The 23,400-nt window shown below is 60.3% G+C and carries 22 protein-coding genes, 1 tRNA gene and 1 pseudogene; 8 read left to right on the top strand and 16 right to left on the bottom strand.

Annotated elements, in window-relative coordinates; translation table 11 throughout:
* Window positions 1–7: 7 nt before the first annotated feature.
* The 4 genes from RAE09_RS03380 to ssd are packed head-to-tail and all read right to left on the bottom strand — an operon-like array spanning window position 8 to window position 3,624.
* Window positions 8–604, bottom strand: a complete 597-nt coding sequence (locus tag RAE09_RS03380; RefSeq protein ID WP_179387299.1) for a type II secretion system F family protein — start codon at window positions 602–604, stop codon at window positions 8–10.
* Window positions 601–1,389, bottom strand: a complete 789-nt coding sequence (locus RAE09_RS03375; protein ID WP_005323115.1) for a type II secretion system F family protein — start codon at window positions 1,387–1,389, stop codon at window positions 601–603. The genes RAE09_RS03380 and RAE09_RS03375 overlap by 4 nt, the downstream gene beginning before the upstream one ends.
* Entirely contained in the window at window positions 1,382–2,560 is a 1,179-nt protein-coding gene (locus RAE09_RS03370; RefSeq protein WP_316980944.1) for a TadA family conjugal transfer-associated ATPase, read from the bottom strand. Before RAE09_RS03370 ends, RAE09_RS03375 begins: the two co-directional genes overlap by 8 nt.
* A complete protein-coding gene (gene ssd, locus RAE09_RS03365; RefSeq protein ID WP_316980943.1) occupies window positions 2,557–3,624 on the bottom strand; it encodes a septum site-determining protein Ssd in 1,068 nt (355 codons plus the stop codon). Before ssd ends, RAE09_RS03370 begins: the two co-directional genes overlap by 4 nt.
* A 462-nt stretch (window positions 3,625–4,086) precedes the next feature.
* Here ssd and RAE09_RS03360 point away from each other — a divergent pair, with 462 nt between their 5' ends.
* Window positions 4,087–4,968, top strand: coding sequence for an HAD family hydrolase (locus RAE09_RS03360; RefSeq protein ID WP_316980942.1), 882 nt, complete (start codon window positions 4,087–4,089; stop codon window positions 4,966–4,968).
* On the opposite strand, the gene RAE09_RS03355 is transcribed toward RAE09_RS03360, so the two are convergent.
* Window positions 4,965–5,681, bottom strand: coding sequence for an oxidoreductase (locus RAE09_RS03355; RefSeq protein WP_316980941.1), 717 nt, complete (start codon window positions 5,679–5,681; stop codon window positions 4,965–4,967). The two genes, RAE09_RS03360 and RAE09_RS03355, sit on opposite strands and share 4 nt — an antisense overlap.
* Before the next feature lie 108 nt (window positions 5,682–5,789).
* Here RAE09_RS03355 and RAE09_RS03350 point away from each other — a divergent pair, with 108 nt between their 5' ends.
* Window positions 5,790–6,293: a phage holin family protein gene (locus RAE09_RS03350; protein ID WP_005323120.1), complete on the top strand. Its 504-nt coding sequence runs from the start codon at window positions 5,790–5,792 to the stop codon at window positions 6,291–6,293.
* A gap of 121 nt (window positions 6,294–6,414) precedes the next feature.
* Window positions 6,415–7,329, top strand: a complete 915-nt coding sequence (locus tag RAE09_RS03345; RefSeq protein ID WP_316980940.1) for an alpha/beta fold hydrolase — start codon at window positions 6,415–6,417, stop codon at window positions 7,327–7,329.
* On the opposite strand, the gene RAE09_RS03340 is transcribed toward RAE09_RS03345, so the two are convergent.
* The 4 genes from RAE09_RS03340 to nth are packed head-to-tail and all read right to left on the bottom strand — an operon-like array spanning window position 7,326 to window position 10,507.
* Window positions 7,326–8,522: a MarP family serine protease gene (locus tag RAE09_RS03340; RefSeq protein ID WP_316980939.1), complete on the bottom strand. Its 1,197-nt coding sequence runs from the start codon at window positions 8,520–8,522 to the stop codon at window positions 7,326–7,328. The genes RAE09_RS03345 and RAE09_RS03340 overlap by 4 nt on opposite strands.
* A gap of 57 nt (window positions 8,523–8,579) precedes the next feature.
* Window positions 8,580–9,281 (bottom strand): NUDIX hydrolase, encoded by a 702-nt coding sequence (locus RAE09_RS03335; protein ID WP_316980938.1) that lies wholly within the window; start codon window positions 9,279–9,281, stop codon window positions 8,580–8,582.
* Window positions 9,278–9,841, bottom strand: coding sequence for a TlpA family protein disulfide reductase (locus RAE09_RS03330; RefSeq protein WP_316980937.1), 564 nt, complete (start codon window positions 9,839–9,841; stop codon window positions 9,278–9,280). Before RAE09_RS03330 ends, RAE09_RS03335 begins: the two co-directional genes overlap by 4 nt.
* A gap of 9 nt (window positions 9,842–9,850) precedes the next feature.
* The gene (gene nth, locus RAE09_RS03325; RefSeq protein ID WP_316980936.1) at window positions 9,851–10,507 is read right to left on the bottom strand and encodes an endonuclease III; all 657 of its coding nucleotides are present in this window, start codon (window positions 10,505–10,507) and stop codon (window positions 9,851–9,853) included.
* Window positions 10,508–10,847: 340 nt separating this feature from the next.
* Between nth and glxR the strand changes: the two genes are divergently transcribed.
* Window positions 10,848–11,531, top strand: a complete 684-nt coding sequence (gene glxR, locus RAE09_RS03320; RefSeq protein ID WP_005323128.1) for a CRP-like cAMP-activated global transcriptional regulator GlxR — start codon at window positions 10,848–10,850, stop codon at window positions 11,529–11,531.
* A gap of 220 nt (window positions 11,532–11,751) precedes the next feature.
* Here the strand turns inward: glxR and RAE09_RS03315 are convergent, their stop codons facing one another.
* The 4 genes from RAE09_RS03315 to RAE09_RS03300 are packed head-to-tail and all read right to left on the bottom strand — an operon-like array spanning window position 11,752 to window position 13,571.
* Window positions 11,752–12,567, bottom strand: coding sequence for an MBL fold metallo-hydrolase (locus tag RAE09_RS03315; RefSeq protein WP_040424920.1), 816 nt, complete (start codon window positions 12,565–12,567; stop codon window positions 11,752–11,754).
* A gap of 18 nt (window positions 12,568–12,585) precedes the next feature.
* A complete protein-coding gene (locus RAE09_RS03310) occupies window positions 12,586–13,044 on the bottom strand; it encodes a RidA family protein (RefSeq protein ID WP_005323130.1) in 459 nt (152 codons plus the stop codon).
* Entirely contained in the window at window positions 13,045–13,203 is a 159-nt protein-coding gene (locus tag RAE09_RS03305; RefSeq protein ID WP_005323131.1) for a DUF4177 domain-containing protein, read from the bottom strand.
* 44 nt (window positions 13,204–13,247) lie between these two features.
* Window positions 13,248–13,571 (bottom strand): WhiB family transcriptional regulator, encoded by a 324-nt coding sequence (locus RAE09_RS03300; protein WP_005323132.1) that lies wholly within the window; start codon window positions 13,569–13,571, stop codon window positions 13,248–13,250.
* 144 nt (window positions 13,572–13,715) lie between these two features.
* On the opposite strand from RAE09_RS03300, the gene RAE09_RS03295 reads away from it, so the two are divergent.
* On the top strand, window positions 13,716–16,208 hold the full coding sequence (locus RAE09_RS03295) for a transglycosylase domain-containing protein (RefSeq protein WP_316980935.1): 2,493 nt from the start codon (window positions 13,716–13,718) through the stop codon (window positions 16,206–16,208).
* Between the two features lie 26 nt (window positions 16,209–16,234).
* On the opposite strand, the gene RAE09_RS03290 is transcribed toward RAE09_RS03295, so the two are convergent.
* A complete protein-coding gene (locus RAE09_RS03290) occupies window positions 16,235–16,699 on the bottom strand; it encodes a GatB/YqeY domain-containing protein (protein ID WP_316980934.1) in 465 nt (154 codons plus the stop codon).
* 33 nt (window positions 16,700–16,732) lie between these two features.
* Between RAE09_RS03290 and RAE09_RS03285 the strand changes: the two genes are divergently transcribed.
* Both RAE09_RS03285 and RAE09_RS03280 read left to right on the top strand, forming a co-directional pair.
* Window positions 16,733–17,623, top strand: coding sequence for a metallophosphoesterase (locus RAE09_RS03285; protein ID WP_316980933.1), 891 nt, complete (start codon window positions 16,733–16,735; stop codon window positions 17,621–17,623).
* 78 nt (window positions 17,624–17,701) lie between these two features.
* Window positions 17,702–17,778 (top strand) — tRNA-Pro (locus tag RAE09_RS03280).
* A 198-nt stretch (window positions 17,779–17,976) separates the two neighbouring features.
* On the opposite strand, the gene RAE09_RS03275 is transcribed toward RAE09_RS03280, so the two are convergent.
* Window positions 17,977–20,334: an AAA family ATPase gene (locus tag RAE09_RS03275; RefSeq protein WP_316980932.1), complete on the bottom strand. Its 2,358-nt coding sequence runs from the start codon at window positions 20,332–20,334 to the stop codon at window positions 17,977–17,979.
* A 58-nt stretch (window positions 20,335–20,392) separates the two neighbouring features.
* On the opposite strand from RAE09_RS03275, the pseudogene RAE09_RS03270 reads away from it, so the two are divergent.
* A pseudogene (locus RAE09_RS03270) lies at window positions 20,393–21,529 on the top strand (IS3 family transposase).
* Window positions 21,530–21,890: 361 nt separating this feature from the next.
* Here the strand turns inward: RAE09_RS03270 and RAE09_RS03265 are convergent.
* Window positions 21,891–23,339 (bottom strand): hypothetical protein, encoded by a 1,449-nt coding sequence (locus RAE09_RS03265; RefSeq protein WP_316980931.1) that lies wholly within the window; start codon window positions 23,337–23,339, stop codon window positions 21,891–21,893.
* Window positions 23,340–23,400: the final 61 nt, after the last annotated feature.

The following is a 23,400-nucleotide window of genomic DNA, read 5'->3' as shown; positions in this document are numbered from 1 at the left end:
ATGAGGTTTAGAGAAGTTGTGCGCCCAAACTGATGACTACGGGCGCAAGGCCTAGAACGATGAATGCTGGCAGGAAGCACACCGCCAGCGGGAGGGCAATGAATACTCCTGCGCGCTCCGCCTGCGCCGTGGCGTGGGCGGATGCTTCCGCGCGCAAAGAAGTACAGATTCGGTGGCATCCGGCCGCGATGGTGGCGCCGGATTGGCCCGACATGATGACAAGCTGCGCTAAGTCCTCCAGCCCCGCATGGCCCTTCATGTGGCCCCACGCGGACTGCGCGGGAACGCCCACGCCGAGCAGCGCGGCGACGGTCTCCCACAGTTCCTTGGTCTGAGCATCCGCGGTGCGGGCCACCGCGGTGGTGGCGCCGTGCACGGATAGCCCTGCGGCCAGGCATGCTGCGAAAAGTTCGACGTCGCCAGCTACTGCCAGTGGGTCCAGCGGTGCGGCGGGCTTGAGCTTGCTTATCAGTCCCCCGCGCGCGGTCGGGCCATCGCGCGGGGTCTTGGCGGTGGTCTCGGTTGCGCTGGCAGGTGCCAAGCGGGCGGCATGCGGCGGCAGGCCGATAAGGGCGGCGAGGGCGATAAAGATGAGCGGGGTCATGCGGCCGCCTTCCGGATAATGACGCGCGACCAGGCGAATCCGCCGCAGGCCAGCGCCACACCCACCACGAGGAGAATACCGCCTAATCCGCCGCCTAAAAGGAAGCCGAGGGAGTTGGCACCCATGGCCCCGCCCATGGCGATGCCGGCTATGGGCAGGCACGCGAGCACCGTGGCGGTGGCTTGGGGGCCTTGCAGGCTAGCGGCGGTGGATTGCTGGTGGCGTCGGGAAGCGTCGAGGCGGCTTTGGGCTTGGTCGAGCAAGCTGGCCACCGCAATGCCGTGGTAAGTGGACAGCTCTAATAAGTGACCTAAGCGGTGAAGTTCTGGCAGGGCCTTGCCGCTCTGCGCATCTATCAGCGCCATGTGCGGCGGCGCACCGCGCGCGGCGAGAGCGGCCGTGGACTCTAGTGCTGCGGATACCTCGCGCGGGGTGGTAGCTGGCAGGGATTCCACGCCACGGGCGAGCGCCCCAGCTAGCGTTGCCCCCGCACGCAGGTCCGCGGTGACGACGCCCAGGTAGGCGGCCAGTCCCTCGCGGCCGCGCCGCTCTGCCCGCGCGGCCACTAGGTCTTTGACGTACCAGGACACGCACCACGCGATAATGGCGGCGGCGATGGCGATGCTGATGCGGCCCACTGAGTAGAAGACCAGGCTGCCGCAAAAGACTGCACCTAGGATAACCACGGAGCTGGTCTGTGCCCGGCGCGTGGCCAAGACCAGGCGGCCGGCACTCGAGGGCGCGGGTATAAGCAGCGCAGCGGCAAGGATGAGGTAACTAAGCACGGCTGGCCTCCCCGGCCTGTTCTCCCAGCAGCTGCGCGGAGAATTCCGCGAAGCCGTCCGCCGGGCCATCTTCGGCGCTCCAGATGATGCGCGGGGTCACTGGGTTTCCCTCGAGCAGGCCGATATGGGCGAGGCGGCGGCCCTGCGGGGTGCGCTCCATGGTCAGCACCATGTGCACAGCCGCCGCCAATTGCGAGTGCAGCGCCGCCCGGTCCAAGCCGCCGAGGGCGGCGAGAGCCTCCATGCGGGCTGGTACTTCAAAGAGAGAATTGGCGTGCAGCGTGCCGGCGCCGCCGTCGTGGCCGGTGTTGAGCGCGGCGAGGAGATCCACCACCTCGCGGCCGCGGATTTCGCCCACCACGATGCGGTCCGGCCGCATGCGCAGCGCTTGGCGCAGCAGTTGTGACATCGTGACCTCGCCGCTTCCCTCCGCGTTGGCCCGGCGCGAGACCACACTGACGCAATGCGGGTGGTGTGGGCAGAGCTCGGCGGTGTCCTCGATGACGAGGATGCGTTCGCGCTCGGAGACGGTTCCCAAAAGCGCGGAGAGCAGGGTGGTTTTGCCGGAACCAGTGCCGCCAATGACGAGGAAGGAAATCCGCTTGTCTACCACGGCGCGCAGCAGTGCCGCGATGTCTTCTGGCAGCGTGCCATTGTCTACCAGCTGGGGCAGGGTTGTCTGCGCTTGGCGCAATACGCGCAAGCTCAGGCAAGTCCCGGCAACCGCGGGTGGGCTCAGCAGTGCGTGGACGCGCAACACGACACCATCGGGGCGAGTGACGCGGCCATCGGCAAAGGGCTGCGCATCATCGAGGCGCGTGCCTGAGGCTGCCGCAAGCCGGCTGGCCAACTGGCGGACCTCGGCATCGTCGCGGAAGGTGATATCGGTGCGCTCAAGGCCTTCGCCGCGGTCCATGAATACCGCGTGTGGCCCGTTGACTACGACGTCTGTAACGCCCTCGCGCCCCAGCACCGCATCGAGCGGGCCCATCCCGGTGGCGTCTTGGCGCAGGCGGCGCAGCAGGTCGAGCACCGCGACGTCACTAATCACGCCGGCTTCTGCGCGAATGCGCCGGGCCAGGGCTGCCGCATCATTCACCAAGTTGGGCTCGGCGGCGATGATGCGCTGCATCTTTTCTAGCGTTTCTTGTGCTGCTGTGTGTTCGCTCATGCGCCGACCTCCTCGAGAACCGCGCGGGCGGCCTTACGCAAGGGTGCGGGGAGGCGCTGCGGCAGGCCGCCGATTTCTACCGCGCGGGTGAGGCCCCGGAGCGTCGGCAATTCTGCCAGCACCGTGCCGTGGACGATGCGTTCTACTTCCGCCGCGCTTAACGACGCCCACTGGCGTTGCCGCAGCACCACCACGCACCTGCGCCGCGCGGCATCGAGACGCGCCAGGAGCTGCGCGGCCGACGCGGCCGATCGCACCTCCGCGGCCACCACGATGACCACGTGGGTACAGGCATCCGGGATGGTCTCCGGGGTGCAATCCACCACGCATATCCCTTCGCCCGCCTGGGCCGCGCCTACCACCCGCGCGAGCAGATCCTTTTCTAGGCGGAAGGGATCCGCGACGGTGCTGCGCGCGGCGGAGAGCACCGCTACCCCATCAGGCGTGGATGGCAGCGCGCGGTAGAGATCAGCGGCATCGATGCTGCCATCGCCCACGGTAAGCTCCGGCCAGCGCGCCCCCGGTTCCGCTTCTACGCCGAGCAGGAGGTCGAGGCCGCCGGAGTATGGGTGGGCGTCGATAAGCAGTGCGCGACCGTCGACTGCGCTCTGGGTGCGGGCCAACGCGGCCGCAAAGGTAGAAGCGCCCACCCCACCGCTCGCACCAACCACAGCGATGGTCGCACTGTCCGGCCGCGCTTCCTGCGGCGCGCCCGCCGCGGCAATGCTCGCCAGCAGCTCCTTAACCTGGGCGGGGATGATAAAGGCGCTCTCCGCGTGGCAGGCGAGCGCCGCCTCATAATCAATCGGCCCGGGGTCCGCGGCCAGGAAAAGCACCGGCGCAGGCGCGGTGTGGGTGCGCTGCGCTGCTGCCACCACGCGGGCCATCAAGGAATCAACCAGCACCGCATAAGCGCCGGGCAGGCTGCGTGGGATATCGCGGGGATCGGTTACGGTCAGCACATCGTGGCTGGTCGCAGCCGCGGCGTGAACGGCCTCGGCGCGCAGCGCTTCGTCACCAATGGCGACGACGATGACGGCGGAATCAGGGTGTAGTGCGTTCATGCCTCATAGCCTGAAGCATTCGCGCCACCGCAGCGAGGCTCCGGCGGCAGTGCTGTGGATAACCCGCCAGAAGTCACCATGTGGACCTAGTTTGGTTGTCGTTTCAACCAAAAATCTGTGGATAACCCGCTCCGCACGGCGGTAGATATAGGTGACGGCCCGCGCATCGGGGGGGGGTGTGCGCGCGGGCCGTCAGTAACCCGGCCTCGGGGGGGTGAGCCGGGGCAGGCCGCACAGTATATCGGGGCCTTGCACGCATTATTATGACATGTTCGCCACCCAATCACAACAGCTAACAGCAGATTTCCACGGCCACGGCGCTGACCTGCACCGAATGCATGTTCACTCAGCGCCACCCCCACGCGGGTTCCCAATCCCACATTAGTGGCATACAAATCACCGTTAACATCAGTCACTTCTACACCAGCAAGCGCTTAGGGCAGCTACACTCGGCAGCACATCATGACTACTTCCCGCGAGCCCCGTCATCCCCGCCGCGCCGACACCACCCGCGCTGGCGGCGACCCCGCACGCACCGCGGCGTTTTTCGATCTGGACAAGACCATCATCGCCACCTCCTCGGCCTATGCGTTTGGTCGCGAATTCCTCCACAACGGGCTCATCTCGCCGGCCGAAGCACTGCAGCTATCACTTGCTAAGGCCACCTATATGTTTTCTGGTCTAACCAGCGAAGGCATGGATTCCACCCGCGACCAGCTCACCGCACTGGTCACGGGCTGGTCCGTGGACGAGGTGCGCGCCATCGCCCGCGAGACCATGCACCACGTGGTCACGCCCTCCATTTATGCCGAGGCCCGCGAACTCATCCGCGCCCACCGCTCCGCTGGCCACCACGTGGTCATCGTCTCTGCCTCCGCGGCCGTGCTGGTGGACATCATCGCAGAGGAACTCGGCGTCGAGCACGTCATCGCCACCGAATTGGCAGAGGAAAACGGGCGCTTTACCGGGGAGGTGCTCTTCTATTGCAAGGGTCCCACTAAAGCAGAGGCACTGGAGCGGACCGCAGCGGCAGAAAACCTCGACCTTCATGCCAGCTACGCCTACTCGGATTCCGCGACGGATATCCCGATGCTGGAAAAGGTAGGCCACCCCGTCGCCGTCAACCCGGACAAGCAGCTAAAGCGCCACGCCCTCGCCCACCACTGGGAGATCCGCTCCTTTAAGGACCCGGTGCCGCTCCTGCCTGCGCCGACCGCCAAGGAAATTGGAATCGGCGCCTCCGTTCTGGCAGGTACCGCGGCAGTTATCGGCGCTGGCCTGTGGCTCGCCCAGCACCCGGGCCGCCCCGGCCCGCCCAAGCGGGGCCCACGGCGAGCCTCCTAGGCCGCGCGGGCAATCGCGTCGGCTTCTTTGCCGCCGGCGGTCCAGGCGGCGAGGTGGGTTAAGAGGGCGTCGGCAAGCGCGGTGCGGTAATTGCCCACCGCTGCGGCATACTCGGCGCGGTGGCGGGTGTAGTAGACCTCGGGCACGGCGAAACCGCGCGGGTCAAAGCCCGTATGCACCGCGGCGAGGCGGGAGGCAACGCGGGCGACGAGGCCACTGCGAGGGCCAAAGAACTCGCCGGCGGCAATCTCGGCATGGACCACGCTCGGCAGCAAGAGATCGAAGGCAGGACCGCCACCCTGCGCGATGAGCCGGCCCAGCCCTTGCAAGCGCGCACTCTCGCCGGCCGGAATGCCGGTACCGCCGGCCGCGACATCGATGCGGGCCAGCACCTGCAGCGGTGCCCGGGCAAAGGAGCGCACCGTGGCATCTAAGAGTTCCGGGGCGGCCACGGAATAGGCGCTAACAGCGCTGGCCAGCGGCCCTTCTTCCATATCTTCCGGTCCCGGATGTGGGGGGATGGCGTGGCCGTCCAGCGCCACGCTGGCACGGGCGCCGCGCATGAGGGACTCCGCAGAGATAACCTCAAACTTGCGCAATCCTGCAGGTCGGCGGTGTGCGCGGGCGATGGCAGCGGCGGCCTTTTCTGCACCTTCTTTCACCCCCGGCAGGCGAAACAGCGGGGATAACGCGTCATTTTCTGACATATCCATTAGGATAGCCGTGGAAGTCCCTAAGTATGCGTGGCACCATGGGATAATAGTGATTCCATTATTATTGGGGACATTACAAGGTTTAGATAAACGCGAGGAGAATTAATCGTGAGCAACGACGGACTTTTTACCGACGGTACTGATCAATTTGCACCGAAGGTGAACTCTATCCCTTTGAGTGACGTGGATACGTCCTCGTCCGAGACCTCGGTAGGCCAGCTGGTCTCCAACGCCACCGAGCAGATGTCCCAGCTCGTGCGCTCCGAGGTGGAGCTAGCCAAGACCGAGCTGGCAGAGTCCGCTAAGAAGGGCGGCATCGGTGCAGGCCTCTTCGGCGGCGCAGGCACCATCGCACTGTATAGCTCCTTCTTCTTTTTCTTCTTCCTGGCCGAGCTTCTCGCCGTCTGGCTGGACCGCTGGGCAGCGTTCCTGATCGTTTTCTTGATCATGATCGTCCTCGCCGGCATTCTGGCCTTCGTTGGCCTGAAGAACGTCAAGCAGGTCAAGGCCCCACAGAAGACCATTGACTCCACCAAGGAGCTCAAGAACCTGGTTCCGGGCAAGGCACAGAAGTCCCTGGACCGTAAGAACACCCACGGCCTCTACACCTAAACCGGCAGGCGCCACGCGTACGTGCACCCCTCTATCCGCCCTAGCTAGCCTGGGGCGGGTTTTGTGTACTTCCTCCCCTTTTTCTCTACCGTTTCTGCCCCAACTATAGAAAGGCGGCACCATGGCCTTCGCACCCCTGCCTCCCTCAACGGTGGAGCTCGATGGACCTTATGCGCATGAGTTCGTCCACACCCGCGGCATCCGCCTGCACGTCGCCACGGCGGGCGATAGCACGCAGCCACTCGTGGTGCTCATCCACGGCGCTTTTGGCGGGTGGTTCGACTATCAGGACGTCATAGCGCCGCTTGCCCAACGTGGCTTCCACGTCGCGGCCGTGGATATGCGGGGCTTTGGCATGTCCGATAAGCCGCCCATTGATGCGGGGCAGGATATCCGCACCTTGGTGGGCGATATTAGCGGGCTCATTCAGGCCTTGGGCCATGACGATGCCTTTGTGGTGGGCGCCGATACGGGTGGCGCCGTGGCATGGTGTTTGGCCGCAGAACGCCCTGAGCGGGTGCGCGGCCTGGCCTCCATTTCCGCCGCCCACCCGGTAGATCTGCGCCGCGCGATTGCCGCCCGGCCGTGGGATTTTGGCTGGATTAACCTGCGCTCGCTGCTGTGCCGCCTGCCGCGCGTTACCCGCGCCCAGAACCTACTACTTAGCCCGCGCGCCTACCGCAAAGAGCTGGAGCTGGATACGGGGCCTTTGCTTGCCGACGCCACCCTAGACCGCATCCTCGATCTCCGCCTGCGCGCCTCCCGCATCGGCAGCGTCCGCCGTGGAATCTTGTGGAACCACCGCATGCGCACCGCCGTGGTTCCCTTGACCTGGGTGGAACTAGCAGTAGAGCGCCCCGTGCTCTTCATCCACGCCCAGCAGCGACTGTGGAACCCCGTGGTCCGCCGCGCCGCCTCGCGCGCCCGCCGCGGATTTACCACCACGACCATCCCCGGCGCGAAGAACCTTCCGCACCTGGAAGCACCGGCGGATTTCGTTTCCACGCTAGCGGCCTGGCTACAAGAACACTGCTAGTGCGCCACGCACTCCCCGGTATCAACCGGGTGGGTAAGCTGCGTGATGTCTCCGATCTGGGCGTTGACTTCATCGGCGGTTAAGGCATAGCCCGTCTCGGAATCATCCACCGAGGCACCGAAGACCACGCCGAGAACCTCGCCGGCCGTGTTAACCAGCGGCCCGCCGGAATTTCCTTGTTGAATCTTGCCGCGCACGGTGTAGGAATCGCGCTCCACATTCCCGTGCGAATAGATATCCGGGCCGGAAATGGTGATGCGATCGCGCACGCGCGCCATCTCGGCGTCGAAAGGCCCGGAGTGCGGGAAGCCCATGACCATGGCATCATCGCCCGTTTGGGCCGGGGTCTGGGCCCACGGCAGCGGATCGATGCCCAGGTCGCGCGAGTGCAGCACCGCCACATCCACATCCGGGTTGTAGTAGACCACGGTCGCGTCCTTGAGGCCCACCTTGGTATCCAAACGCACGGTCTGTGTGCCGGCTACTACGTGGGCATTGGTGATCACGTAGTCATCGGCCGCCACGAAGCCGGAACCCATGAGGCGGCGGGAGCACTCTTCGGCGTCGCCAAGCACGTGAATGATAGACGGCCGCATACGCAGCAAGAGATCCGGATCCTCCACGTCTGGGTCCGGCTCTTCTACTTCCTCGGTGCTCATCGAGTTTTGCCACGGCGAGACTAGCGGCGGCAGGCCGGACTCATTGAGCATCGCCGCCACGCCATTGGGCAGCGCCGCTACCCGCGCTGGCGCGGCCGAATTAAGGTTGCTCAAGATGCGGGAATCGCGCAGGCCCTCACCAGCCGCACCGCCTAGGTTGGTGGCCACGGGGATAGAAATGAGCCATATAACCACCAAGGCGGCAAAGGCTTGAAAAACCGCGCCCACGGCGGAATCGAGGCGCTGCGTCTTGCGCGCCTTCATGCGATCGCGCACGCTGCCGCCCAACGAGGATCCGATGAGCTGCCCGATGCCCACAAAAAGCACCAGGATTCCCACCAATAGCAGCAAGCGCAACGAGGGCTGATCCACCAAGCGCAAAGCGGCCGGGGCCACGGCAATGCCTAGCACTACCCCAGCGCCCACACCAATGGAGGCCAATATCGCCGCGAGTGCGCCATTGCGCCACCCGCTCAGGAGCGCTATGAGGACGGCGACCACGATCAGGCCGTCAACGATGAGCGCAGGAGTCATGGCTATGGGTTCTTTCTATCTGGGGTTTAAGACGTATACGTACCGCGGCACCAGCGGTTAGGACATCTTCTCATTATTGCGGGAGTTTATGAGGGAGTCACGCAGGTCCATGACCGAATTGTTATCCCATGGAACGGTCCACTCGGCGTGCTGCAATAGTGCCGAGAGCACGCCGGCGGTAAAGCCCCAAATGACGTAACCATTGGCGTGAAATGCTGGTCCTTGCCATTTTCTAAAGCCCACCATGAAGCGGTTGCGCGGATCGACCAGCTCCCGGATAGGCACGAGAAACACGTCATCGGTTTCATCGGGGCTGGCGGGATAGACCTCCCCCGGCTGGGTCCAATGCGCCAAAATGGGGCTCACCGGATTGCCGGTGGCGCGGATATGCAGCTGCTCCCACTGCTCCAGCGGGGTCACGGAGTTGCGCTGCAGGTCCGTTTCCTCCCAGGCTTCCCGCAGCGCGGTATCCACCAGGGAAGTATCCGCGGGATCCCGGCGGCCGCCGGGAAAGGCAATCTGGCCCGAGTGCGAGCGCATGGACGGCGATCGATGGGTGAGCAAGATGCTGGCCTCCTCCGCGCTCTCGCCGCTCAGCAGCATGAGCACGGCTGCTTCCCGCTTGACCGGCACCTGCACATTGGTGCCGTTGAGGGACGAAGCCTGGCGGTTGCCAATGAGCTCTTGCACCTGGCTGGGGTCTACCCCCAGCGCCGGCTTGAGCCATTCTGGCGTGCGCTCGGGAAGGAGTTGACTCATGCCGCAATCGCCTCCTCCACGGCCTTTTCAATCTCTGCCGCGGAGCTAAACGGCTGCGCAAATTGCTTGCGCACCTCACCGTCCTTGAGTACCACCGTCACCGGCACCACGCCCGGCAGGCCCAGCTCACCGGCAAACTTATTATCCGAATCCTGGAAGCTCGGCAGCTCGACGCCCAAGTCATTCAAGAAAGCTGCACCGTTTCCCGCGTTCTTATCCGCGTGCACGCCCACGACCTGCCAGTCCGGATGTGCTTCCGCCACGTCCTGCAGGTAGGGAAGTTCCGCGCGGCACGGCTCGCACCACCACGCCCACACGTTAACCACGGCTACGCCCTCATCGGCAGGCTTTCCGGTGGCCGCACCGCCCAAGCACCCCAGCTCTACTCCTGCCACGGTGCCGGCCGGACAGTCCGGGCGCTGCGGGACTTCTTGCTGGGGAGCCTCGCTTGGCGACGCCTCCTCGGATCCGTCCCCACCCCGCAACTGCGAGACCCCCACGACCGCAATAACGGCAATGAGGATCGCGGCAATCACCGTGCCAAGGACGTAGTTCTTCATACCGTTAGCCTAGCGCCCACGAGCGGCTGGACACATATCCCGCAGAACGCATGCATCGCACTCCGGCGTGCGCGCATAACATACCTGGCGCCCGTGGAAGATGACACGGTGTGAAAACATCGTCCACTCTTCTTCCGGCACGAGCTTAGCGATGTCCCGCTCAATCTTGACCGGAGTCTTCTCCCCCGTCAGCCCAAGCCGCTGCATGAGGCGGCCGAAGTGCGTATCCACGGTCAGCCCGGGGATCCCGAAGGCATTTCCGAGCACCACCAGTGCGGTCTTGCGACCAACACCGGGTAGGCTGGTCAGTTCCTTGACCGTGCGCGGGACCTCGCCTTGAAAATCTGCCACCAACTTCTCCCCAATACCCACAAGGTGCCCCGCCTTGGCGCGCTGAAAGCCCAACGGCCGCAGGATTCTCTCCAAGTCGGAGCGCTGCGCGGAAGCATAATCCGCCGCCTCGGGGTAGCGGGCAAAGAGTTCAGGGGTCACCGAATTCACGCGTTCATCCGTGCATTGTGCGGAAAGAACGGTGGCAATGAGCAGCTGCAGCGGGGAGTCATAATCCAAGGCACACCGTGCATCCGGATACTCCTGCGCCAAACGCCGATTTACCTCCGGTGCGCGCAGCTCCGGCGCGCTGGCCGCTGACAGTGCTGAATTCATGGGGTTTAGCTTAGTAGACTAGGAAAACATGATTTCACTCGTGATTCTGGTACCACTTGCCATCGCCCTTTTCGCCCTCCTGATGGAAAAGCTCGAGGCAGTCGTTTTTGCTGACTAGGCCGCAAAACTGCTGGCCTGAACCGTGCACTAGCACGAGTAGAGTTTCTATAGTGTGACAAAATTTCACTGAAGTACCAAAAGTGACCAATTACACTGTAAGATGAAACGCGTTACACAGTGACCCCGCTTGTTCCGCATTGTCGAGTGCATGAAAGACCGCACCCAGATGTGGCGCAGGCTCATCTATGGACTTTCGTAGTCGACATCCAAGGAGTAAAACGTGGAAGGCGTACAGGACATCCTCTCCCGCGCCGGAATCTTCCAAGGCGTTGATCCCGTTGCAGTGCAGCACCTAATCGAGCAGATGGAGACCGTGCGCTACCCGCGCGGAACCACCATCTTCGACGAAGGCGAGCCCGGTGATCGCTTGTACATCATCACCTCGGGCAAGATTAAACTCGCCCGCCACGCCCCGGATGGCCGCGAAAACCTCCTGACCGTCATGGGCCCATCCGATATGTTTGGCGAGCTGTCCATCTTCGATCCGGGCCCGCGCACCTCCTCCGCCGTGTGTGTGACCGAGGTTCAGGCCGCCACCATGAACTCCGAGCTGCTCAAGAAGTGGGTTGGTGACCACCCCGAAATCGCCCAGCAGCTGCTGCGCGTGTTGGCACGCCGCCTGCGCCGCACCAACGCCAACCTGGCTGACCTCATCTTCACCGACGTTCCGGGCCGCGTGGCAAAGACCTTGCTGCAGCTGGCTAACCGCTTCGGTGTTCAGGAAGGCAGCGCCCTGCGCGTAAACCACGACCTCACCCAGGAAGAGATTGCCCAGCTGGTGGGCGCTTCCCGTGAGACCGTCAACAAGGCGCTGGCCACCTTCGCACACCGCGGTTGGATCCGCCTCGAGGGCAAGTCCGTGCTCATCGTCGATACCGAGCACCTCGCCCGCCGCGCTCGCTAAGACCGCGCCAGCCCGCTACCCCGCTCCGGCGGGGTTTCGCTGGTTTTACCCCCTTTTAACCAGTTCCGCACCGCACTTGTGGCCACGGTACGCTCCACTCCGCACCGCCTGCGGGCCCCACCGCGGCCATACGTCGGCACTGCGCGCCTCCTGCCTCAGCCCACAGCACAATTAAGCCCCTCTTCCCACCAAAGAGGAAGAGGGGCAAACTGAGATAGGCTTATTTAGCCTCGCCGTCCAAGTACTTCAGCGCGGTGCGCGTGGACTGCTCCGCAGCGTGGCGCAGCACTGGGTCCACATCGTCATACATCTCGTTGACCAGGGTATTCAAATCCACATCATCGCCTAGGCGGGAGCGAATCTCTTTAATCTGGTCAAGACGGTAGTGGCGGCGGTCAATGTACTTGCGGGCCACCTGAGAGGTGTCATCCAAGTCCGGACCGTGCCCTGGGAACAGCGCAATATCCTTGCCGCGCTCTTCCAAGGTGTCGAGGGTGTGCAGGTAATCGGCCAAGTTACCGTCCGTCTCCGAAAGGAGAACGGTGTGGCGGCCGGCGATGGTGTCACCAGAGATAATGCCTTCGAGGCGGGAATTTCCTACCTCCTCGCTCCACACAAAGAAGCAGGTGGAATCCGCAGTATGGCCTGGGGTGTGCACGACCTCGAGACTTGGGGTGATGCCATCGAGGGAGATGTGCTCGCCGTCCTGAAGGGCCTCGGCACCATTGCAGTAGCTCGGATCGAAGGCGCGGATGGGGGCGCCGGTCATCTGCCGCAAGCGTTGTGCGCCCGAAGCGTGGTCATCATGGCGGTGGGTAATCAAAATCAAAGCCACCTCACCTGCGTTGCGGTGCACAACGTTGAGATGGCCTTCATCCTCGGGACCCGGATCTACGACGATCGCCCGAGAGTCTTCAGCGGCGCGAATAATCCACGTATTCGTACCCTCAAGGGCGGTGTAGCTGGGGTTATCACAAAGGACTACGCCAACGGATTGGCTGACGGGACGCAATTGACTATATGCGGGGTGCTCCATAGTTACTAGCCTATCCGATCAAGCAGTAATTTCTACGATTAGTTCGATTTCTACCGGGGCGTTTTTAGGCAACGCGGCCACGCCCACGGCGGAGCGAGCATGCTTTCCAGCATCCCCAAAGACCTCACCGATGAAATCGGAGGCACCATTGATTACTGCCGGTTGCTCCTCATAGGACGGATCGGAGGCCACAAACCCTACGATCTTTACCACGCGGGAGATATTGTCCAGGCCAACTTCGTCATCGATAGCGGCAAGCGCATTCAGCGCCGCGATGCGTGCCTGTTCCTGGGCTTGTTCCGTGGTGACTTCGGCGCCAACCTTGCCGGTGAGCGGCAGGGCGCCTTCCACGAGGGGAAGCTGGCCAGAGGTCCAGACCTGATCACCCACGCGCACGGCCGGCACATAGGACGCTAGCGGCTTGGCGACGCCCGGTAGCTCATACCCCAGCTCCCGCAAGCGAGCATGAAAGCCCATTTACTCTGCCACCTCGCGCTTGAAGTAGGCCACGACGTTTTCCGGGTTAGGACCCGGGGTGACGGTGACCAGTTCCCAGCCATCTTCACCCCAAGAATCGAGGATCTGCTTGGTGGCGTGGGTAAGAACAGGTGCGGTTGCGTATTCCCATTTAGTCATGGGCCCATTCTAACTATTAAATACGCCCCACGCCGTCTAAATTCCTAAATCCCGACGAGCTCGCCACCTTGGGCCAAGTAGTGAGCCCAATCCGTGATGTGGGGGTTCTTGCGCAGCAGGGCTCGGCGCTGGCGCTCGGTCAGCCCGCCCCATACACCGAACTCGACGCGGTTATCCAGGGCGTCGGCGCGGCATTCGGTCAGTACCGGGCAGTGGCGGCAAATGACGGCCGCCTTGCGCTGTTCCGCACCGCGAACGAAGAGGGCATCCGGGTCGCCCTTGCGGCATTTGGCCTGGGTGACCCACTCACCACGCTCGGGATTTCGGGCTGTATTAGACATTCCAGCAGTCTTCACACGAACGGTCATGGGTGAGTGTGCTCCTTCCCAGACGGAATACTATGTAACGCATCTAAGTCTATTCATCCGGGTCGAAGATTGTCTAACACGTCACACTTTAGGGGGTGCGAGTGATCTTCCACCTACCAAGGGCGACCACGTAGGGTATGGGGCGTGACTGTCATCAAATCTTTGGCCAAGATAGCCCTGTCTACGGTCTTGGTAGGCGCGCTCATCGCCCTGGCTCTTGCCCCCTTCGCGGGCATTTCCGGCGTGGCGATTGCCCGTACTAACGAAACCATGCAATCTGACCTGCAAGATCTGACTGCCGGCAATATCCCAGGCGTCACCACGATCAAAGACGCCAAGGGCACGGACATGGCCTATGTCTTCAGCCAGCGCCGCCACCCGGTGGAGAGCAAGAAGATTTCTAAGGCCATGAAAAATGCCATCGTCTCCATTGAGGACGAGCGCTTTTATGATCACGAAGGCGTGGACTTCCAAGGCAATTTCCGCGCGCTGTGGACAAACCTGACGTCGGGCGGCGTCTCCCAGGGCGCCTCCACCATCGATCAGCAGTACGTGAAGAACTACCTCTTGCTGGTCTCTGCCACCACCGATGAAGAACGCGCCGCGGCCACCGAACAATCCGCGGCCCGCAAGCTGCGCGAGATGCGCATGGCCACCAAGATGGACGAGGAATTGGAAAAGGATGACATCCTCACCAACTACCTCAACCTGGTCTCTTTTGGTAACCATGCCTATGGCGTCGAGGCGGCGGCCCGCACCTACTTTGGCACGCATGCTTCCGAGCTCACGGTGCCGCAGGCAGCGATGCTGGCCGGCATGGTCCAATCCTCTGAGCGCCTCAATCCCTATACCAATGCCGAGGAAGTGACCGAGCGGCGCAACCTCGTCCTGCAATCCATGGCGGATAACGGCTATATCAAGCAACAGGAAGCGGATAAGTATAAGGGGGAGAAGCTGGGCGTCGGCAAGAAGCCCAATACGCTAGCCAATGGCTGCATCGGCGCCGGCGACCGCGGTTTCTTCTGTGATTATGTGCTGAAATACCTGGATAAGAAGGGCATTAGCGAGGAGCAGCTGGCGCGCGGTGGCTACACCATCAAGACCACCCTGGACCCAACGGTGCAGGATAAGGCCCTCGAGTCCGTCCAAAGCCATACCAATCCTGATGCCCCGGGCGTGGCTGAAGTCATGAACGTCATCAAGCCCGGCAGGTCGGACCGCAAGGTACTGGCCATGGTCTCCTCGCGCGATTACGGCCTGGACCTTGATAAGAATGAGACCATCCTGCCGCAGCCCTACTCCTTGGTGGGCAACGGCGCAGGTTCCGTCTTTAAGGTCTTTACCGCCGCGGCCGCGCTCGAAGCGGGCTATGGCATCAAAAACACCGTGGATGTGCCCACCCGCTACGAGGCGGAGGGCCTAGGCCATGGTGGCGCCGCCGGCTGCCCAGCGAACCGCTACTGCGTGGAAAACGCTGGTGCCTATAAGGCCACTATGACGCTGCAGGAAGCGCTGGCGCACTCCCCCAATACGCCGTTTATCAAGCTCACGGAGCAGGTAGGCGTGGCACCCATCGTCGATATGGCCGTGCGTTTGGGCCTGCGCTCCTACGAGGACAAGGGCAGCTTTGATAAAGACACCTCGATTGCCCAGCACACCAAGGAGGCCAACTCCGGCTCCTTCACCTTGGGCCCGGACCAGGTCAACCCGCTGGAGCTTTCCAATGTGGGTGCCACGCTGGCCGCGGATGGCAAGTGGTGCGAGCCCAACCCCATCTCCCAGGTCACGGATAAGGAAGGCAACGAGGTCTACCTCAAGGAAACCCCGTGTGAGCAGGCCGTTGATAAGGACGTAGCCCGCGCGATGAGCAATGCCTTGTCTGAGGACGCCAAGCAAGGCACCGCCAAGGATGCCGCCCAAGCGGCCGGTTACTCCAGCCCAATCGCGGCCAAGACCGGTACCACCGAGTCCAACCAGTCCTCCGCATTCTTGGGATTCAACGAGGGTATTTCCGCCGCGCCGTATATCTATAACGATGGCACCTCCACCGTCCCGCTATGTACCGGGCCGGTGCGCCAGTGCGCGGGTTGGGGCAACCTCTACGGCGGCTTGGAGCCGGCGCAGACCTTCTTCAGCATGGCTACGCAGCTGCCGATAGCGACCAAGGCCGGGCTGCCGAATTACAACAAGAAGTACGACAACGGCACCACGGCCGATAAGACCCTTGATAGCCTGCGCGGCAAGTCCGAGGCCGAGGCCCGCCAGACCTTGGAGTCCAAGGGCTACGTGGTCAAGACCTCCCGGGTCATTGGCGGAAATGTTCCTTATGGCCGCGTGGTTCGCGCGATTACCGGCAAGGACGGCAAGAAGAAGGGCGCGGAGATTACGCTGCAGCTTTCCGACGGCGCCGGGGCCTCCCAATCCCCCTCCTCCGGCGTGGCCGACGCCAACTCCACCGGCGCACAAAATAGCACCGGCGGCGGTAATGCCGACGGTGCTACGAGCCCGAGCCGCTCGACTGGCGGCACAGGCGGCGGAACGGGCAACGGCGGCGGGTTCTCGCCGGAAGACTTTGGCATCCGCCAAGAGGACATCGATAACTTTGCCAACGACGTCCGCAGTCTGCTCGGCCGCTAAGCCTCGCCGGTTGCGGTCTGGCCGCTTTAGCTCAGCTGGGACTTGACCTCAGCGGACAGGCGCTTGCCATCCGCCTGGCCGGCGGCCTTGGCATTGGCCACCTTCATTACTGCACCCATCTGCTTCATGGTGGGTGCTTCGCCGTTTTCGGCCTCAACCTCTGCGATTGATTCCTCCACTAGGGCCTTAAGCTCGGACTCGTCCAGCTGGCGGGGTTGGTAGGCCTCGAAGAAGGGGACGTCGGCAAGCTCGGCTTCCGCCAGCTCCGGACGGCCGTTTTCCTCATAGACCTCGGCGGACTCGCGGCGCTTTTTGATTTCACGCGCAATCACCTTGAGGATATCGGCGTCCTCCAGCTCATGCCGGGAGCCATTAGTCTCCTCGGCCTGGATGGCAGCCAGCAAGGCGCGGATGGCGCTGGTGCGCTGCTTCTCCTTGGCCTTCATTGCGGTTTTCAGATCTGCACGGATGGTTTGCTTTAGCTCGCTCATGCCTATCAATGTACGCCAGGTAGTGTGGTAGCCGTGAAACTTTTACGTATTCTTGGCGGCCTCACCGCTGCCGGCCTGGGCGCCGCGGCATGGGGCTATAGCGAACTGACCAAATTCGAGCTCAAGGAATATACGCTCCCCCTCCTACCCAAGGGCACGCTGCGCGGTAAGCCGGAATTTCGGCTGCTGCATCTGTCCGATCTGCATATGATCCCCGGCCAGGAGACCAAGATTGCCTGGGTTTCTGCCCTCGACGCCCTAGAGCCGGACCTCGTGGTCAACACTGGCGATAATCTCTCCGATCAGCAAGCCGTTCCCGATACGTTGCGCGCTCTCGGCCCTTTGCTGGCCCGCCCCGGACTCTTCGTCTTCGGCACCAATGATTACTGGGCACCGCAGCCAGTCAATCCCTTCAAGTACCTGCTGGGCAAAAAGCGCGAGCCCTCCTATGTGGACTTGCCGTGGCGCGGTATGCGCGCCGCCTTCTTGGAGCACGGCTGGCGCGATGCCAACCAGGCCCGGCATGAATTCAAGGTGGGCAATGTCCGCCTTGCCGTCGCCGGCGTGGACGATCCGCACCACGATCTGGATGACTACTCCGAAATCGCCGGACCGCCCAACGAGGACGCCGACTTGTCCCTGGCGCTTCTCCACGCCCCCGAGCCCCGCGTACTGGAAAAGTTTGCGGACGATGGCTACCAACTTTCCCTGTCCGGCCACACCCACGGCGGCCAGATCTGCCTGCCCGGCTCCCGCGCACTGGTTACCAATTGCGGCATCGACCGCGACCGCGTGCAGGGCCTCCACGACTTCGGCCCGATGAAGATGCATGTTTCCAATGGTCTGGGCACCTCCAAATTCGCCCCGGTACGCATCTTCTGCCGCCCTTCCGCCACTCTGCTGAAAATCACCGAGGTGGACTAAACCCAGCCACCTGCCGTTTTGTTGATTATGCTCAGCTTGCGTTAAAGTATCCAGGTACCGCTTTTCAAGGCGGAACGCCGGGATATGGCGCAGGTTGGTAGCGCGCTTCGTTCGGGACGAAGAGGTCGCAGGTTCAAATCCTGTTATCCCGACCATTGTGAAGTCTCGAGACATCGTTCCTATGATGTCTCGAGATTTTTCGGTTTTTGTTGTGCCTTGGATGGGGGTTAAGGGTCAAAAAGGGGATGCGGAAGAAATCCTGAAGGGTTTCCGCATCCCCCTAAATGACACTCACATTTCTTGGTCTGGGTTGAACTAAACAAAGCAAAGACTAAAAGCTTAGCTTTACAATCTCAGTTCTCTTGCCTCATCATCAGTTCAAAGTGTTGAACTTGGTTTGCTGCTACGAAGATCTTCCGGAAAACCTCCACCAACGCCTTGGCGTCCGTCCCATCGAACGAATAATCAATTTGCCACGGTACGCTATGGGAACCATCATTCATCCAGGACAGAAGTGACTCTGCAGCCAGCGCTTCACCAGCATTCATTCCAGCCGTAAAATCTGTTTTCATTCCTCCAGTAAGCGTAAAGTAATTCTCCAGAATTCGTCGCATCGAATTTTGCAAGGAGTGTGATGCCATCTCATTTTGACTAGCCGCAACACGAACTTCTGTCCAAAGCTGTTCATAGGCAGAATGTATTGGGTTAGAATCAAATTGTCTTTGTGTGCTCTTTCCTTCCGAGGTTTTAGAAAGAACATAGAAGGTACGCTTCGCGGACTTTTCTCTACGCGGAGGCACAAAGGCTAATTCTTTGAAAAAGTAGGCATTGTGAGTCGAAAAAACAATTTGCTCTAGCAAAGAAGCCGGATCCTCTACAGTTTCCTGAAGTCTACGGCACAGTAAGCTTACAGCAAATAAAGTGGTCGAATCCAGACTAGAAATTGGATCATCGATTATCGCGATGATCTTATCCCTTTCTGAATAGTTTCGAGCTCTCTTTTCTACTGAATGATAGAAGTACAAAAAGGAAATGAATGTCTTCTCTCCCTCACTCAGACTCTCGTTTTCCGCTCTTGACCCGTCCTCGCGTATCACACAGTATTGATCAACACCATTCAGTTTTTTCAGGCTAAAGCTCCGAAGGTTCAGATCCCTGAGAGTCGCGTTGATCTCTTCAACTACCGGTTCCGATGAAGTCACTTTGCTCAGTAGCTGCCGGCGCTCTTCCTCAAGATCTGCTAGCTCTTCATTGGTAGAGTCAATGCGCGCCGAAAGGTTCATTTGAGCTTTCTTCGGTCCTGCCAAAGCACTATCTCTCTTGATAAGTGCTTCTTTGACTTTATGGTGGATAAAGTGTGACCAGAAATCCTCTATAAGGGATTGCTTTGCTTTCTTCCGATCACTGATCGATTCGTTATACCAGCGAATCCGTTCGTTTAGAGAATCCAGATCATCACTACACTGATCTAGCACGCTAAAGTCAAAATCTAGAGAAATGACTGTCTGGAGACTCAGTAGTTTCTCTTTCACCTTCCGCTGTAATCTCACGAATTCCAGCTGCAGTTTGCCAAGTGAATTCTGGAGTTGAGTAGTTTCAAAGCCCTCAAGACCACTCACTTTCTCTTTGAGAGTCTCACACTCTTCTTCAGCTCGTTTCAAGCGATCGCCTAAAGATTCGAGACAATTCTCCGCTTTTTCATAGTCTCGACTAATCAGCAGTTCGAGGTTCTTCTTCAATTCCGCGGATAAACTCTGCTGACATAGTGGGCAAATTTCTGACTCTGATTCATTAAGATGCTGAACACCTTCTCTGACCCAAAGATCGATATCCAGCCGAGTCACGTACTCACTCAAAGGATTGTCTTCATTTAGTCGGTATTCCTTTTTAGCTACCTGATTTTCCTCCTCACTAAACTGAAAAAAGAGGGCAACTTGACTGCTAACCTCTGGTATACGAGGGTTCTCACGATCTAACGATTTTATGCGGGTCTCAAAATCCAAATCTTGGGGCTCCTCATACTTGGAAGCTTTCGTTAGCTCGTATCGACGCAAGCATTCTTTCTCAAGAAGCTCCTTCCGCTTAAAACCTTTGAAACAAAGATCTGACGCACCTGGATATGCCCTTTCGTACGACTTTGCTAGGGCCCAAACACTTTCTCTGAAATTATTCTTGATCTGATGGATTTCGTCTTGTTTAACCTGTCGAACCTCCCCCCAGTTTTCCAGCAATCCCCTCTTCCTATGAATTTCACCGCTATCCCCTTCAAGTTCCGAAAGCCGCTTCTGCACGTCTTCTGAAGCGTCTCGTATTTGAAATACGCCCTCCAGGTTTTCGCGCTGAATCAAATCCCTTATGTACCTCTGATCGAAAAGGTAGGCCAACACCCCATTCGCATCTGCTTGCCCTTTCAGTTTTCGGGCGATTGAAGACTTTCCGGTTCCATTCACCCCAAAAATGAAGGTCTCAGTCTGCAATTCCATAACATCGGCATCATGACTAAAGCAGGCAAGCTCCGAGAGCTTTACTTCATTCAACTGAATACTCATACGTTTCACCTCGGTCAATAAGAACGTTGTTTTGCTGAATATAAGAATAGATCCATCCCCAAGTGCTTGTTTGAGATTTTCTCTATTTAAGTAGCTACGGAGACCTGACTCCTGAAGTGTGCCAGGTTTGGTTCCTGCCCCAGCGAAGAAAGGATTAGACACTATTCCTAGAATGTATTCCATCGAGCTCAAGGAGAAGGCGGTCCATTAGACCATCGAAATGGTCCGCTAGGAGTCCTGCTCACTGCAACGCACTTATATAGGGGTCGACGAACTCCTTGAGGTATCTCCCCACACGTTGCGGGCTTGGTACCGCGACAGCGAGTCAGTGCGAGATAATGCTGACGCGTCAGGCGGCATAGCAATGGAAAAGAACTCAAGTGCCTGCGCCGAAAACCGCGAGCTGAAACGAGCAAACGGTATTCTTGAGACTTCTTCGGCTTATAGCAGCGAATCTCAACCGACTCACGACCAAATGAGCTCTTACATCGACGCGTACAAAATCAGTTTAGGGTCGAGACCATCTGTCAATTCATGAACAGGCAGATCGTGATTTCATCACTTCACGCAGCAGCCGAAAGGCCACCGCTCGCGTGCCCAGTGCGAGAGCTTTAATCAATAGCCTCCTCATCCCAGAAATTCACCGTGTACATGCGTGGAATGTAGCACGTGGTCAACCGTGAAGGCTTTCATATTGGCTGCGACAAGCCCGCACGTCTCATGAAGCTAGCAGGTGTTTCCGGCCGCAAACGTGGGCGTACCCCAGTGAGAATTATTAACCTGAAGACACGGGATCATCGCCCAGACGTAATACAGCGAAACTTCCGTATACAAGCACCAGGCAGGCTTTCGGTTGCCGACAACTTCGTTCGCCCCCCTTTCGGGATTCGCCTACACAACGTTTGTTGTGGGATGTCTTCAGTCGGAAAATCGTCGGTGTTACCACACGCTCTACGATGCCGCACCGATGCGCCGCCCGTGGAAGCGTTAGAGCATGTATTAACCACTGCGGGGCGAATCCGTGAAAATCAGCTGATCCACCACAGCGATCGAGACAGCCAGTACGTGTCACTGAAGTATTCCACGGCTCTGGCTGAATTCGGAGTCCAGCCGCGTGTAGAAACGGTCGACGATTCTGATGACAGCACTTTAGCTGAGATAGTCAAGGACCACTACAAAGCTGAACTTATTCACGCCCAAGGCCCGTGGACTTCAGTGGGAGAAGCCGAACTTGCTGCCTTGCGGTGGGTGCATTGATGCAATACAAAGCATATCCACGCAGTCTTGGACTAAACCACCCCCACAGGAAATAGAAACCGAGTACCGCCTCGCCCAACCCATCAACACAGGGTTGTAAAACAAGCGGTACTACACCCAAAACGATTCACAGGGTCTTGAGCGAAAATAAACCCTGAACGATTTACGAAACCTTATTCAAGTTCGATTTATATAGGTCTATCAGTACTTTTCCTGAAACCAGACACACTTCCCGCTACTTTACTCCTACCCACATATGGGAAACGACGCGGTGCCCCTACAGCGCCGCGTCGTCCCTATTCCCTATCACTCACAACGGATTGGAGAAACCGTTCGCCTACCCCCTAAGTAGGCTTTGTGAGCAAGACCAACTGTAGCACTCGCACAATGCAAACGGTAGCGCGAATCAAGATTCCCAGTTTCCACCAATATTTCTTTTTCTTAGGTGTGCTTTTTCAGACCTAATGAACCGTAGGTTTGAATTTTCCTGTGGATGGAGCCCACCACTTTGCACTCAGCCCAATGAGAGTGATGGCGAGCAATATCGCAACGCCGGTCCACAGGATGGCCGGCTCGCCTTCGTTGCCCGCCGTTGTGACGGCCGCGGTAGTCCAATTCAACGGCAAAAGATTAGAAACAATCTGCCAAACCTTAGAAACACCGGCAATTGCCGCGGATTTCCACAGCCATCCCACCAGCGCGGTCTGGCCGATGCCAAACAGCGCCGCGAGGATGCTGCCGGCAGTAATACCGCATAGCCCGAGTAGGCCGCGGGTGATGGCCGCCATGGACAGCGCGCCTAGAAGGAGCGCCGCGCCGGCCCACACCGCCGCCACAGGGGTAAATCCGGTGGCAAGCACAAAGAGGAGGATTTCCCCGATGGCAACCGCGGCCAGCGTGCCGCCGAAGACCGTCAACCATGGGCGGAACCCCACCTGCCAGGCCACACCGGACGCGGCGCCTGCGAGCAGGACCAAAGCAGAGACCAGCATCGCCACAATAGGGCTGAGCAGATGTGCCGGGCCGTCGGTCGCGGTATGCACCGGCGGCAGGGCACGCTGAATTTCACCCACATTGGTCTGGTTTTGGGCCGCCATGGTGGAGAGCTTGCCGGCGCCGTCGTCAAGCTTGTCCACGCCCTCCTGCGCCTCACCAACGCGCTTGTTCAGCTCCGCAATTCCCTCGTTGAGCTCCTGCGCACCGGATACGGCCTGGTTCACGCCATCGTGATAGGCATAGCCGTTGACCGCCAGTTGATTGGATAGATCGCGCGAGCCGTCCTTGAGCTTCTTGAGCTGATCGGTCACCGAATTATCCAGGCGGAAATTATTCACCTGCGCACGGAGATCGCCCAGCTGCGAGCGAATTTCCTTCGCTTCCTTGGACTTATTTCCTTCCAGGTCGCGCATCGTGCCGTCGATGGCCTGCAGAATCTGCCCTTGGACGGCACCGAGGCCCACCACCTGGTCCACGGCACCGCCGACACCATTGGCCAGCTCCGTTGCACCGCCACCGAGTGTATTAGTTCCGGACTGCAGCTGATTGAGGCCGGCTACCAGTTCTTGGGAGCCCGTCGCCAGCTTGTCGACGCCCCCTCCGAGCTCATCCGCCCCCTTATTCAGCTCTCCCGTGCCGTCGTCAAGCTGCGTGGCACCCGATTTAAGCATGCTCGCCTGCGCCTGCGCGCGGCTGGCCGCCTCGGCGGCTTCCTTCACCTCTGGCGAGGCGGAATTTTCCCGCGGCGCTCCAAATGGCTGCGCGGCGCTTGACCAGGTGTGGGCGGGTTCCCACTGCGCAAGGCCCGCCACAGCAGCGCCGATAATGAGCGGCAGGGCGAGCAGGAGGATCAAGAGGACACTGCGCCACCGGGAGGGGGACGCAGCGTCTGGAGAGGCAAGGCGTGAGGTCATGATACTGAACCTATCCTTGCAGGTCACTCCCCTGTTGCAGGCGCGCCGAGCACCCCCGCAA

This window comes from Corynebacterium tuberculostearicum (assembly GCF_032821615.1).
Lineage (GTDB): Bacteria > Actinomycetota > Actinomycetes > Mycobacteriales > Mycobacteriaceae > Corynebacterium > Corynebacterium tuberculostearicum_H.
This window is presented reverse-complemented; position numbering and strand designations above follow the sequence as displayed.